This is a genomic window from Pantoea sp. AS-PWVM4, assembly GCF_000468095.1.
GTDB classification, from domain to species: Bacteria; Pseudomonadota; Gammaproteobacteria; order Enterobacterales; family Enterobacteriaceae; genus Pantoea; species Pantoea phytobeneficialis.
In genome coordinates, this window is the sequence record NZ_ASZC01000028.1 from 20,970 (window position 1) to 34,432 (window position 13,463).

Here is a 13,463-nt window from a genome sequence, read left to right on the forward strand (position 1 = left end):
AAGCGCACTGATAAGCGCAAATTGATCCTCAAGCGGCCACAAGCTCAGAAATGCCTGTGCGTCATGGATGCGTCTGAAAGGGATCAGGGGCCTGGCAGCAAGTATCAGCTGCTGAATATCTGTCATACATAAACCTCAGTGACGTCAAGGCCCTGGGGGGACCACTGACTCGGCGGGGGCGGATTATGCCGTAGAAGCACCAAGAGTGGAAACACAAATCGTGAGGTTTGACTCACTGTCTTCATTTTAGCTCATCCTCTCTGTCAAAAAGATGAACATTTCATTGAGTGTCAGCAAGCATTTGATCAACGATTCAGAATTATGCGCGGTATGCCCATACACCTTAGCTGTGCTCAACGGACATACCGGGAATCTCATCGTTGGTCAGAGTCTGGCTGAATATCGCCGTCCTCATCACCCCAAAGTAACTCGTCTTTGTGGGTATGAAAGTGGAATGTGGTGTTAATGGATAAACGGGTCAGTTGATCAATATTCGCCAGGTCGATGCGACCGTTAGGCAGAAATGGAATCTCCTCGCGAGCACCCTCACCCACCCTTCTTTTACTTTTCCCAGTGCTTCTCTGATGCAAAAAATAAAAACACCGCTTCTCATACTCGGCACGAGTTTGAGGAGTCTCCATTGCACTAAATATCATCGTTTTATCCTCTCCGCGCTTGGAAGAAAAGGCAAATCGTTCCATCAATTTTGACCTGCCATGCCAATCCTAAGCCAGCAGGGAATTTCAACCTTTTATTCATCGTCAACATGCTCCCTCTGGTCAGCGGTTGCCCCCATCTGTTTTTATGCATCGATCTGCCACTACGCCACTGCCGACGCGTAAAATCAGACGGGTTCGCACCGACTCGTTCCATGAACGCCGGCGAAACCAATGCCGGTGTGCAGCCACCAAGGAGCACGTCTTCAGACAAAACACGTTGGCATATAAGAGGGTAATTGAGGGAAAGGTTGTTATCTGGTTCTCTGGTGGCGCTAAAGCAGCCTTCCTTCTCTGGAAAATTAGCCTTATGGTTGTCATCTTCGGATGTCATCACTGCAATTATCTCAAGCATGACCGTTTTGCCTTCATGTGGCATTTCAAACTCATCAATATAACTGACAATGTACTCCCCATCCGTTTCGGCTGCTGCCTGATATTTCTGGTCATTAATCAGATCGATGATGTTCAATGCGCGCTCACAAACGCTGCTATGTTCAACAGCTTCTTCTGACGCAACATTCCAGGTCCGCAGGCGTGGCTCCCATTCCTGGTATCTCAGCTCACAGGCATTTTCATGTAATAACCTGTTTAACTCAAAGCACAACATGCCGCTCCAGCGATCGCTTTTCATCACTTTATTGACAGAAAATCCGCGTACCAACAGAAGCTCCAACTCATACGCCGTCATTATGTCATCAAGTTCATACCGCTCAGGCAATCGTTGTGCCAGAGCCGACAAAAGTGTTGAGATATCTAATCCCTGGGATTGCAGACTTAATAACAGGGGCCGGACTGGCTGCGCCCATAAGGGTAAAGGGGATGAATCAGGAGCGAGCTCGCCAGATTGTATATTTAAAGATAACGTCGTCCTGCTGCCGGTGAATGCAGTAATTTCTGCCGCACATGAAGCGCCAGCCCTTTCCGCAAGACGCTTTAACAACAGAACCTGGCTGAGTACCTTGGTTTCCTGGAGAAGATCCGCAATATCCCCTCTTCCGCCTATACTGCCCCAGATACGCTGGGGGTTTTGCCGGGACATCCAGTCTGTTAATGCCATCAACGCTTCGGCCTGAAGAGCCTCATTGGACGTCAGAGCATTTTCTACACACTGTTTCATGATGCTGTCGTCTTTCAATGCCAGCCATTTCACGGCATCCAATGCGCGATCTCTCCGAATATTCAACGGATGTTCAAGCTGCCAAAATAGAAAACGAAGGGTTTCTTCGGTGGCGTCAGACTCAGCAGGACCATCAAGATGACCAAAATGAACATTATCCACATCGACATTCCCCAGCAGAATACGGTTATGCTCCAAAACAATCTGGGTAATGGCATGCATTTCCTCTGGGGTAAAAAAGGGAGCCGCGGTATCAATCAAATAAGACGCCATCTTCCATGCCGCAGTATGACGTTCATTGAGTATCAGGGGTTGATAGCGACGGAAGATCTCCCCCGCGCCCTTAGCATCTTTGAGAATATATTGACGCGTCGCAAAAGGATGCAAAGAAGCATTCCCCCAGACTGACCATTCCCCATCCTGCAATATCTGCAGACTTTCAATCGCAATGTCACTCGCACGCTTGTCGTTCCTGCGTGCCAGCGCTTTCTCTGCCTTTTCGATATGTTGCTGTGCTTCCTGAACCGCAGAGAGTTTCCCTATGGTTCCTGGCTGGATGGCAACATTGTTAATCTCAGACTGTGATCTTTCTGGAGTGTTTTCCGGTAAAGACTGCTGCTCTTCCTGAAATGCGCTGAACATATCCAGGAAATATTCACTGTGCTGATCTTCGATTCGACTACAGAAATTCTGAACAAATTTAGTTTGCGTTTCGGCAGGAACATCACCGTGGACAATTCTATATATCCGTTCAGCTGCTTCAGCGACATCAGCAGCATCCTGGGGCATTTCATTCACCAGATCGGCAAATGATGAGGCAAGTTTTGCTGGATCATCAAAACAGACTATCTCAAGCATCGCCCAGCGAAGTCGCCACTCCACCGCATCGGCGAGTGTTGCAACGATACGGACAACGGCATGAACTTCATCTAACGCACCTCCCGGAAATCGCATTCCTTTTAAAGGTAATGGGCTATCTGCATACGGCCGACTGAGTTGCTCCAGCATTTCTCTGGGGCTGGCCGAAACCTGCCAGCGATAATACGCAAATGCCTGTTCATACTTTCCTTGTCTGATGAGTTCCCCTGCAAGCTGCGACTTTTCATAAAGGATATACTGGCCGAAAGTTAATTCTCCCGATGCATGCTCCAGATATTTCGCGACTTGCTGAATTGCTTGATCACTGTAATCTGCAACGGGGAAAGCACCCAGCATATCAAGCATTAGCGAGAATTGATCTTCTTTATACCAGGTTGGTCCCATCGATATACTTAACAGTTCCTCATAGGTTTTTTCTGCCAGTTGTCTGGCGTCTAACCGCACATATTCTGGAATAATCCTCAACAATGCAGGCACTAACTCCTGACGATTTTCTACATAAGCGGAGACAAATTTGTGCAATATCTCCAGAAAGGCGAATGCCATGTCTGAGTACAAGGGAGAAGCATGAATCACCGATAACCCTCTGACCTGCCCCTCAAGAACGCGCCGGTAGCCTTCAGAATAAAGCCCGCACTGCTCTTCTGTGCGCGACATGACAAAATCAGTGAGAATATTGACCTCTTCAGGCCAACAAACAACAAAGGTCGCGAGTAGTTCATCGTAAAACAGCGGGACTACTTGTTCTGGTATTGCCCAGGCCCTGCTCCAGTCGATTCTCTCGAGCAGGGTGAACGACAAGGCGGGTAAAATTTGCTCTCGTACAATCCTGATAACTTCTGCACTTGTCTTGCTGTCATTTTCTGCCTTTGCCCTGCGAGCCCGACCACCACACCAGAACACGGCGGCCGCGATACTTTTAAGACATTTTTCCCAGCCATTTTCAGCGCTAAAAACCTCAGGGGAAGGCAAATCTTTATCCAGATATGCGGCTATTCGCCATTGCTGCCCCTGGCTGATAAGGTATGTCGCGTCTGAAAAAACCTCATCTTGTTCTGTCAGTTCGATGTCAGCGGGAGCAACAACCTGGAAAATATCGGCTATACGATCAACCAGGTTGCAGGGGGCATTGAAGAAAATCAGGTTATTAATGGCATTAAATCGGGTAGTTTCAGAACAAGAGGAATTCTCGTTAAGAAGCACGTCTAAATCGACAAAAGCCTGTTTTAAGGCATTCAGGGGGAGGGGTAACCTGAATTGCTCAATATTATCCTGGACGCATAACAGGGTTCTCAGGACTAACTCCAGCATATTATCAGGAAGGCCATTATTCGCCTTCTCGATCGCTTTTAATGTTGTAACTTTATCATTAAAAACAATATTAACGCCTTCTAGCTCAGAATAAAGCGGGAATAAGTACCGGGCAAGATCTTCATTGCTCACCACCGCTTCATCAATACTTGCCCGAACCTCCCTGGCAGTATGAAAAATATAGTTTACAACGCTTTTAACCCGTCCGGTTTTATCAATGATTCCTGCCAATGACTCAGCCCGAATCCAGGCAGTAGCAATCACAATGAATTCCCTGAGATCCATATCACGGCGTTCGAATTCCTCATCAACGATTTCCTTTAATCGCTCAAGCAGAGCCAATCCCTGCTCCGGGAATCCTGCACATTCAAAGTTGATTGCACTCAATGTCGTATCAATTGAGTCAACAACCAAATGACGGGAAGGCATAAGTTGCTCAAGGGCTTCATCTGCGCGTCCTAACGCTATTAATGCAGCACCCGACAAATAAGCAGACTGTAGGAAAAGAAAGTTATGACGGAACGAAATGCGCTGATATAGCAGCAGCAGGCGAATCGTATCGACAGCCAGGCCTGATGAGAGAGAACAGGCTAGCGTCTGGCGAATGTCATAAATGAGCATTTCCGGTTTGGCACTCAGCCGCACACAATCGTCGGCCCATAATTGCTGGCAAAGCGCAGCAGCCTGGTGGTGGCGTTCAGAACCAGCGAGAAGCAGATGGTGTATGCGGTTGATGACGCAGTAAGCACTTTCTCCCTGTAGACAAAAGTCGGCCAGGCGCCCATGAATTTTCGTATCCAGTAGCGTTGTTTTGTTTTTCAAAAATTCGCCAAAAGAAAGATGGCATAGCTCAGTAAATCCCTCTTCCATCAGCAAATGACGAATGCGTGCCAGCGTTTTGACAAGCGCCGCCTGTTCCTGACTGTTCAGTAAAGGCACCAGCGCTTTGACGTCAATTTTCCAGCGCAGCCGGGACAGAATGCCGAGCAGATTTACAGTATGTTCATCATCCACCAGCCCAAGCCAGAGCTTTTCGTAATAGGTTTCAATACTGCCGCTGAAGACAGGAAATGCTTCCAGATCATTGTCTTCCGGAAATGCCTTAAGGTATTCAAGAATGTAGCGAAGATACAACGGGTGACCTTTCGCTTTGACACATATCTTCCGTAATGTCGCCAGCGTGGGGGACTGGCTGGCAAGTGCTCTGGAAGAGATTTCCAAAACATCGCTGTCATCCAGTAGTGCCAGTGTCATTGCCTGGTTGGGAGAAATCCATGAGCTCAGGATCCCCCCAACAACAGGGAAAGATGGCGCAGTGAAAACTAAAATAAGATTTTCTGGTATACGAGCGGGCAAAAGTGCAATGAACTTCGAAACGACTTCAGATCCCAGTACCAAGGCCTCATTGATTGCATCAATGAACAATACGCCCTTTTTGCCGTTTTGTTTCCAGTACTCAGAGTATTGGTCAAGCAAAGAAGCTACTTTCCGGGTGAGATCGGTGCTCCCATTTTCTCCCCGGCGTGACGACTGACCGGATATCTGCATTGAAACAACATTTGCCAGCCAATCGACAAAGATCTCTGGCTGGATCTTGAATGCAGGACCGGCTCCATCTTTTGCAGTAAATTCATACAGGCCCGCAACGGCGAGAGTATTGCTGACAGGAGCATAACGCCGACAGAATGTCGTCTTTCCCGTACCCGGACTTCCTTGAAGAAGCACCGCACCACCGCAATGCTTGAGTAGGAACGTCTCGAATACGTGATGAAATCCGCCACGCTCAGCGTGCATATCCTCTGTCAAATGAGGAGCCTCTGGTTTACTATCAGAAAGAATGCCATTACGAATCAGCAACCCAGCGACTTTGTCCATACTGACTGCGCCCAGCGTGCCATCCAGGCTGATGCGAGCCAGAGCAATGCACTGGTTTTCTACAACAACAGCCGAACCCGAAACACCCGAATATTCATCGAGTACGCAGGCGGCATCAACTGACAGATCCATGTCGATACCTAGCTTCAGACCAGGTAAATTTTGTGCGATTGTTCCATGCAGATAATGGCGAATACCTCCTCGGGAAGCCGGATAACCATAAGCAATCCAGTGAGTCCCTTCTCGCTGCGTTTCCAGGTTCAGTGCAATGGGAGCAATATTTACTGGCTCATTGAGTCTCAACAGGCATGAATCAGAAGCGACATCGATATCCACAATTGTCGCGGCTAAACTGATTGCATTCTTCGTGTGATTGAAAGTCACAGTGATGTCTGTAGCTGAAGCATCATTCCCGACGCAGTGCGCCGCTGTGATAACATGATTTTCGGTGACCAGAAACCCTGAACCTTCATCTTCCGTGCAGCTAACAATAACGCAGGCATCTCTTATATCACTTTCTGTCAGAGCATAAGTCTTCACAGCGATATCCATTCATTTGCTCCTTCAACGACACTAAACTGAGCCCCACTCTTTGATTTATATTGCTTAAGTAGAGTTGATGCTTCAGTTGCGTAATTAAAATAAAGTGTTCTTTCATAAGATGCCGGTCTGTCCACAATGGCCTGCAAAACAGCAATATCAGGATGCTTCTGATGCTTTTGTCCATCGGTTGAGATCATATAAATGGGCGCATCAATCATCCCAAGTAGCTTTGGGCTGGTATTTCGAATACTTCCATGATGAGAAATCTTTATGGCATCGAAGTGTTCCGGCAGGTCCTGAGTTATCTCTTCCAGAGTCGTTACCACTTCCTCTGCCCACGCATCGCCCAACATCATGATTCGCTTTCCATCAAGTTCGAGTACAAAAGCAAGAGAACTTCCATTGGTTGGCGAATTATCGCGGGTGTAGTCCTGCTCCAGTGAAGGCATTTTTTGACTGATGAGCTGTGGCGTCTTGGGTTGTAAGGATTCGTATGCGCAAAGAAACTCAAAAGCATCGTCAAAAGCGGCTCCGGCAGCCCCCTGCGAGTCAAAACCCAGTGATGCCAACTGCTTGCGCCACCACTTACAAATCGCACTGATTCGATCCGGATGAGGGCTAAGCAACTGCGCGCGAATACCTTCCGCAGTGAGTGGGGGTTGATGAGCGGTACTTATACATTGATAGCCATGACCTTCGTTCCAGTGATAGCCCCCGGCAAGCAATTGAGCGGCCAATGAACTCCCCTGCTTCGCACTAATTTCAGTTGGTCCCTTACCTTTCCGCGACCTGGATGAATTAATACGTTTTATAGCCTGAGTCAATGAAGCGATATCAATGTCGGATCCAGCGTCAGGGGGGGCAGTCATCGCGCGAAGACTATTGTGCCAAACGGAACCAACAGGGATGACGGAAGGTGAAGAAGAATGGCCATTTTCTTCGAAAAATGATATCAGCCCACCGATATGGTCAGCATCAATATGGGTGACAACAACCAGTTCAAGGCGGTAACCCTCTTCATGCAATAACAGTAAAGCAGGGGCGATATGATGTCGGTAAGTGTCGTCATGGCCCCCATCAATAAGTACAGCGTTCTTTGTCTTTTCGTTAATTACCAGGAACGCATCGCCATCCTGAGCCGGAAACATTTTAATTGCTGCCAAAGTGAGATATTCCTGATTGACGTTTCAGAAAGAGTGTCAGGATAACGTAAACGGGCGGGTATGTTCACCCGTTTCATAAGCAAGCTTTTACTTGAAATCATGTTATTGGCTCATCGTCTGTTTTAGTTTTTCCACCGTCATCGTTTGCAAAAACAAGACTCCCCCAGGCTCAAACAGCGAGGCTTTGCTCAAATCGCCCACCACTACAGGGGCAAAACCAGCAGCTTTGGTTAATTGTATCACGGTATCCAGTGCCTTCCTGTCATCCCCTGCCAGAGGCACGGCCAGAGCGTCGCCTGTACGATGTGCATTGGATGAGAGACTGGATGCGGCGATTGAATTAAATCCGCGGACAACGCGTGCCTGCGGAAACAGACGGGCACTGTAGACACCACTCCCAACCTGTAATGCCTGGGTGGCAACATCACCGTCTCTTTGCGGATAGGGGTTGGCAACGTCCAGCACCACTTTGTCCTTCAGCGCTTCCTTCAGGGTTTTTCCCAGAGCGGGCAGCGCACCGTAAGGGACTGCCATCACAACCACCTCTCCGAATTCAGCGGCCTGCTGGGGTGTACCCCCCTTTGCCAGCGGCCCGAGAGAGGCGATTAAAGGCTGCAATTCCTGCGGGTGCCGGGAAGAAAAAAAGACCGGGTAGCCCGCCTTAACCCACAACCGCCCAAGCGTCCCACCCATCGATCCGGCACCGATAATGCCGATACGTGGCAGAGTTTCTGCCATCACGCTGGCGCTGGCACATAAAATAAAACAGCAAGACAGGCAAAATGCTTTCGCGATGTTCAACATGGTTTTTCTCCTGTTACCCAATGCATTTTTGTGACTCAAGTCACAAAGAGTAGCTGAGAAAGACAGGATTGGTGTGGATGAGCAACCTCCCAACGGCGACTACACTTCTGATAAAAAACCCTTCAAGGAGATAAGACCGACTATGCGAACCCCTGATTATCCTTCCAGCGACGCCGCAAAATGGTCACAAGTCGATACCTGGTTGGCTGAAAAGCTTGTTTCTGAGCAACCAGACCTGAAACATACCCTCACGAATAACGCAAATCATGGCTTACCCGCTATCGATGTATCCGCCTTGCAGGGCAAGATGCTGGCGCTTCTGGTCAAAATGACTCGTGCTGTTCGCGTTCTTGAAATTGGTACACTTGGCGGCTACAGCACGATTTGGATGGCGAAAGCGTTACCGCATAACGGGATCGTGACGACCATAGAATTTAATCCGCATCATGCCGACGTTGCGCGCCAAAACATCGCTAATGCCGGGTTGACAGCACGCGTCGAGCTTCTTACCGGAGCGGCCCTTGATGTATTACCTGGGCTTAGCCCGCCCTTTGACCTTATTTTTATCGATGCGGATAAAGTGAATAACCCTCGTTATCTCGCATGGGCAATAAAATTGTCGCGGCAAGGAACGGTTATTGTCGGGGATAATGTGGTGCGTGGCGGAGGGGTCATTGATCCCGAGAATCATGACCCGAACGTGCAAGGATTGAGAGACTTTATACAGATGATCGCAGAAGACGACCGACTGGAAGCAACGGCAATTCAGACTGTCGGTGAGAAAGGATGGGATGGCTTTGTCATGGCGCTGGTTAATACTTAATAACGTTTCATCTCAGTAGCATCCCGCTTCCTGGAGTTCAGTATCATGATGTATTACGTTATGATCCAACACGATACTGAATATCCTGGTAGGCGGGAGGGCACTTGAGAAGCGACACACGATTATCGCGAGTTTTACACGTACTGGTTCATCTGGCCTGTGATTCAGGAATCTACACCTCCCAACAACTGGCTGAGATGCTGGACACCAATGCCGCGCTGGTACGCAGAACGATGGCAGGTTTACGAGAAGCCGGTTATGTCCGCTCCGAAAAAGGACACAATGGTGGCTGGTCATTAAGTTGCGACCCTACCCAGGTGACTTTGCGGGATATCTACAAAGCGGTGGGAATAACCCATCTCTACAACCTTGGCATCAACAGGGATAATCCTCACTGCCTGATAGAAAATACCGTTAATGATGAATTAGATGTTGCGTTAAAACAGGCTGAGTCATTGTTAATGGAACGTTTAAGCGAAATCACCCTCAGTCATTTGTGTAATAAGTTCAAAGAAAACAATACCTAACCCATTTAACTGTTCACAGATCCTGTCACAGCCATTTAGCCATAAATGCTTTAATTTTTATGACCACAGAATCGTCGTGTTGATCTTGCACAAAAGTGATCGTATCTTTTGTTGTTACATGAGTTAGACAAATCACAGGAGCCTCTGTGCAACAGGTTATTGTATTACCCGCGATCCAGTCATTGTGGACATGTATCGTCCTCAGCTTCGCTGCCGCCAGCATCTCTTTTACCATCACCCAGACAGAACTCTTTGTGCCGGTGCGAAACCTGGCCAATAAAATTGGTCATATGACCGGCTATTTGTTTCATTGTTTTTATTGTATGAGCCACTGGGTCGTACTGGCTGGCGTGATCATTTATCGTCCGGTCATTATCCGTAGCGGTAATATTTTTATCGATCTGGTTATTAGTACTTTTTTCACCATCACACTGACAACTTTTACTAATGGACTGATGTTTCGCAGCTTTATTAATGCAATGGCAAAGAAGATGAAGGAAAAAGAACTTAAGGAAACAATGAGCAACAACAAATAGAAAACCCTGGTGGGTTATGTTCATCCAGTGTGAATCTAACCCACCTGTAATTAACCTTCCCTGCCATCGCCTCTCATCATTTTTTCTAATCGCGGATGAAACATTTTAATAATGGTCGAGAGAGTCATTTGAAGCCTGCAAAACGGCTCCTTCGTGGGCCTTGTTCGAGTGAGTACATATCCACTGTTGTGAGTGTGCCCTCATGGGACCCTTCTGACTTTCCGGGCTGCTCACCGCACAACTTACCTATCCCAATCCCACAATATCCCCTTAAATATATACAGTCTAACTGTATATATTTAAGGGGCACCGATGTCAGAACAGAACAAAATCGTCGTACAACGCTTCAATCAACAGGTGATTGTCGAAGGAAATCGCCAGAGTTTTGACGAGTTGGTGGCTGAGAATTTCATTAACCGTTCTGCTCCCTCTGGCGCAGCTAATGATCGCGAAAGCCTTTGGCGCACCTTTGAGTTGATACTTCGGCCAGCGCTGGCTGACTTGCAGGTCAACATTGAAGATCAAATTGCGGAACGTGACTGGGTCACGACACGGAAAACCCTGACGGGCGTGCACCAGGGGGAGCTATTGGGTGTTCCGGCTACAGGCCAAAACGTGACTATCACCGTGATTGATATGGTGCGTATTGAAGAGGACAAATACGTTGAGCATTGGGGATTGAATACATTAATACAGGTAGTGAGCCAACTCAGGCAGATTTAAAGCAACTTATGCAGAGCAGCCAGCCCTTTTTGCAGGTCGGCACGCCCGGCCTCATCGAGCTTGTTGGCGATCTGTGCAGCTATCCACTCGGTACGTTGCCTGCGGGCAGATGCCAGCAACAGGCATGCACTTTCACTCAAGACAATCAGCTGCGCACGCGCATCCTGCGGGCTTCTTTGCCGCTCGATCAAACCTTGCTGTTCCAGTTCATTGATCACCAACCGCATGCTTTGATGTTTTACGCCACGCAGACGCGCAAGGTCTGCAATGGAAAGTTCCTTATGCGTATTGAGCAACTCCAGCGTTTCATGCTGCGAAGTGCGTACAGTAGCCGTTGCCACGCGTACATGGCGCACGAAAGCGCTGACAACGTGGCGTAATTCATCAGCCAGCATTTGAGTTTCGTTTGACAAAGTGACGGTTCCTGCAACATGAAAGCACCACAGTATACAAGATACCGTCAGACGGAGCGCCAGCTGCTTAAGAAATTCATCAGCAGTTGATTTACTTTTTCAGGCTGCTCCTCCTGGGGCAAATGCCCACACTGTTCAATGGCGATGGCCTGCACGTCATCGGCCATTTCAGACCAGACACTTGCCATGTCAAACAGTTTTCCGACCGCATGAAAATCCGCTCCCCACAATGACATCACCGGGCAGGCAATTTTGATCTCTGCGTCTTCGAGGTCTTGCGCAATATCCTGTGCGTTGGCCCGATAATCCGCCATAGCTCCACGGACAGCACCAGGCGCCTGATAAGACTTCACATAGGTATCAAACGCTTCTCCACTGATGGTAGAAGGATCATAAGTCCAGTCGGAGAAGAAGTGACGCAACCAGATGTGTTCACGACCGGCGATAAGCGCCTCCGGGAGATCAGGAACCAGGTGGAACAGGAAGAACCAGTACGCTTTGGCAATCGAAGCATTCAGATCACGCGCAACAATGCGAGTTGGAACGTTATCCATCACTACCAGGCGATCAACAAGCTCCGGGTAATCCTTGGCAAAGCGGGTCGCCACGCGCGCACCACGGTCATGACCAACCAGGGCAACTTTATGGATGTCGAGTTCTCGCATCAACTCGCGAATATCAAGCGCCATGTTGCGCTTATCGTAGCCAGATGCTGGTTTATCCGTCTCACCGTAACCGCGAAGATCAGGTGCAATCACGCGAAATTGTTTAGATAAGACCGGAATTTGATGCCGCCACGCATAGTTTGTTTCCGGGAATCCATGCAGCAGAATAACAGGTGCTCCCTCCCCTTCCTCAACAACAAATTGCCGAATACCATTGGCCTGAACTGTATAGCTTTTCATAACTCACCCTTTTGGTTGAACACATTGATATTTAACTTCACTTCAGCAAAGGAACGTCATCCGCGCGTTTATAGGGGCCATACAGAGCGGGTGCCCAATTGAATTTCTTACCTTCCTGCGTGACATGACCGATACCAGGGAATGGTAAGTGAGCGGCAGCCAACCATTCGCCATCTGATGCCAACTTTGAGAATTCCTTTTCGCGTGACTCTGTCGCCTTTTCAGGATCGACATCAAAACGAATGGCAACATCGGGATGATCAAACTGCACTGCGGCGTTATGGATTAAGTCGCCGATAAATGTGATTGCGGCACCCCTGGACGTAAATCGATAAACAGCACTTCCAGGCGTATGACCAACAGCGTAAGAGGCCTTGACTTCCGGGATTGGCGATGCCGGCGGAACAAAGGTCTTCAGGTGCCCACTGGCTTTGTAAGGAGCAAGAGAATGTTGAGCAATATCGAAATATTCTCTGGCACGCTCTGGCGCAGAGGCTTTCTTCTGCGGGTCCAGCCAGTAATTGGCTTCCGCCTGGGACACGTAAACCGTCGCATTGGGGAACAGCGCTTTTCCGGATGCATCAACCAGACCACAAACATGATCCAAATGCAGGTGAGTCAGGAAGATAGTGTCGACCTGCGCTGGCTGGTAGCCAGAGGCCTGAATGTTAGGCACCAACTGCCCGGCCGTCTGCGGCACACACTGCCCGGCGCCACTATCAACCATCACCAGGTGCTTCCCGGTGTTAATCAGGAATGCATTAAATGTCGTTGGCATCCTGTCCGGACCAATTGCCTGGCGTGCAAGAAGCGCACGAACCTTTTCCGCAGACAGCCCTTGCAACAAGCCTGGGGACAGGTCATTGTAGCCGTCAAACAAAGCAGTGACCTCGTAATCCCCCACCGCCAGACGGTAGTACCCAGGAACCTGTTGGCGGATCTGGTCAGGCGCATTGGCCACGGCATGAGCAACAAAAGCCATGCCTGCAATACCCAGAACCTTTGCAAAACCTTTCATGAGAACCTCCATTCTATAAATTTCAGCATCAGTGCGCTGATCGACTGCGTTACGCAGCGAACAATCAGACGACACGGGACAGGATGGCCATCTCCCTCCAGGAGAGG

11 protein-coding genes are annotated in these 13,463 nt (G+C 48.7%); 4 read left to right on the forward strand and 7 right to left on the reverse strand.

Features of this window, described 5'->3' with window-relative positions; all coding sequences use genetic code 11:
* Nucleotides 1-374 precede the first annotated feature (374 nt).
* From avs1c to L579_RS21400, 4 genes are all read right to left on the reverse strand, one after another.
* Nucleotides 375-701, reverse strand: a complete 327-nt coding sequence (gene avs1c, locus L579_RS21385; RefSeq protein ID WP_152521919.1) for an AVAST type 1 anti-phage system protein Avs1c — start codon at nt 699-701, stop codon at nt 375-377.
* The gene (gene avs1b, locus L579_RS21390) at nt 661-6,453 is read right to left on the reverse strand and encodes an AVAST type 1 anti-phage system protease Avs1b (protein ID WP_021186232.1); all 5,793 of its coding nucleotides are present in this window, start codon (nt 6,451-6,453) and stop codon (nt 661-663) included. Before avs1b ends, avs1c begins: the two co-directional genes overlap by 41 nt.
* Nucleotides 6,438-7,607: an AVAST type 1 anti-phage system MBL fold metallo-hydrolase Avs1a gene (avs1a, locus tag L579_RS21395; RefSeq protein ID WP_021186233.1), complete on the reverse strand. Its 1,170-nt coding sequence runs from the start codon at nt 7,605-7,607 to the stop codon at nt 6,438-6,440. The genes avs1b and avs1a overlap by 16 nt, the downstream gene beginning before the upstream one ends.
* A gap of 102 nt (nt 7,608-7,709) precedes the next feature.
* A complete protein-coding gene (locus L579_RS21400; protein WP_021186234.1) occupies nt 7,710-8,411 on the reverse strand; it encodes an NADPH-dependent F420 reductase in 702 nt (233 codons plus the stop codon).
* 142 nt (nt 8,412-8,553) lie between these two features.
* Here L579_RS21400 and L579_RS21405 point away from each other — a divergent pair, with 142 nt between their 5' ends.
* From L579_RS21405 to L579_RS21420, 4 genes are all read left to right on the forward strand, one after another.
* Complete coding sequence (locus L579_RS21405; protein WP_021186235.1) at nt 8,554-9,234, forward strand: O-methyltransferase; 681 nt, start codon at nt 8,554-8,556, stop codon at nt 9,232-9,234.
* Nucleotides 9,235-9,338: 104 nt separating this feature from the next.
* Entirely contained in the window at nt 9,339-9,761 is a 423-nt protein-coding gene (locus tag L579_RS21410; RefSeq protein WP_021186236.1) for an Rrf2 family transcriptional regulator, read from the forward strand.
* Between the two features lie 146 nt (nt 9,762-9,907).
* The gene (locus L579_RS21415; RefSeq protein WP_021186237.1) at nt 9,908-10,297 is read left to right on the forward strand and encodes a hypothetical protein; all 390 of its coding nucleotides are present in this window, start codon (nt 9,908-9,910) and stop codon (nt 10,295-10,297) included.
* Nucleotides 10,298-10,609: 312 nt separating this feature from the next.
* Nucleotides 10,610-11,020 carry an ester cyclase gene (locus tag L579_RS21420; protein ID WP_021186238.1) on the forward strand — a complete coding sequence of 137 codons (411 nt, stop codon included), beginning with the start codon at nt 10,610-10,612 and terminating at the stop codon, nt 11,018-11,020.
* Here L579_RS21420 and L579_RS21425 read toward each other — a convergent pair.
* From L579_RS21425 to L579_RS21435, 3 genes are read right to left on the reverse strand one after another with little or no spacing between them, the layout of a single operon-like run.
* Nucleotides 11,017-11,433 carry a MarR family winged helix-turn-helix transcriptional regulator gene (locus L579_RS21425; protein WP_036627887.1) on the reverse strand — a complete coding sequence of 139 codons (417 nt, stop codon included), beginning with the start codon at nt 11,431-11,433 and terminating at the stop codon, nt 11,017-11,019. The two genes, L579_RS21420 and L579_RS21425, sit on opposite strands and share 4 nt — an antisense overlap.
* 47 nt (nt 11,434-11,480) lie before the next feature.
* A complete protein-coding gene (locus L579_RS21430) occupies nt 11,481-12,338 on the reverse strand; it encodes an alpha/beta fold hydrolase (RefSeq protein WP_021186240.1) in 858 nt (285 codons plus the stop codon).
* Between the two features lie 37 nt (nt 12,339-12,375).
* Entirely contained in the window at nt 12,376-13,356 is a 981-nt protein-coding gene (locus tag L579_RS21435; RefSeq protein ID WP_036627889.1) for an MBL fold metallo-hydrolase, read from the reverse strand.
* Between the last annotated feature and the right edge of the window lie 107 nt (nt 13,357-13,463).

Coding starts and splice junctions, on each gene's coding strand:
- L579_RS21405 (WP_021186235.1), top strand. CDS start 8,554: ATGCGAACCCCTGATTATCCTTCCAGCGACGCCGCAAAATGGTCACAA.
- L579_RS21400 (WP_021186234.1), bottom strand. CDS start 8,411: ATGTTGAACATCGCGAAAGCATTTTGCCTGTCTTGCTGTTTTATTTTA.
- L579_RS21435 (WP_036627889.1), bottom strand. CDS start 13,356: ATGAAAGGTTTTGCAAAGGTTCTGGGTATTGCAGGCATGGCTTTTGTT.
- avs1b (WP_021186232.1), bottom strand. CDS start 6,453: ATGGATATCGCTGTGAAGACTTATGCTCTGACAGAAAGTGATATAAGA.
- L579_RS21420 (WP_021186238.1), top strand. CDS start 10,610: ATGTCAGAACAGAACAAAATCGTCGTACAACGCTTCAATCAACAGGTG.
- L579_RS21430 (WP_021186240.1), bottom strand. CDS start 12,338: ATGAAAAGCTATACAGTTCAGGCCAATGGTATTCGGCAATTTGTTGTT.
- avs1c (WP_152521919.1), bottom strand. CDS start 701: ATGGAACGATTTGCCTTTTCTTCCAAGCGCGGAGAGGATAAAACGATG.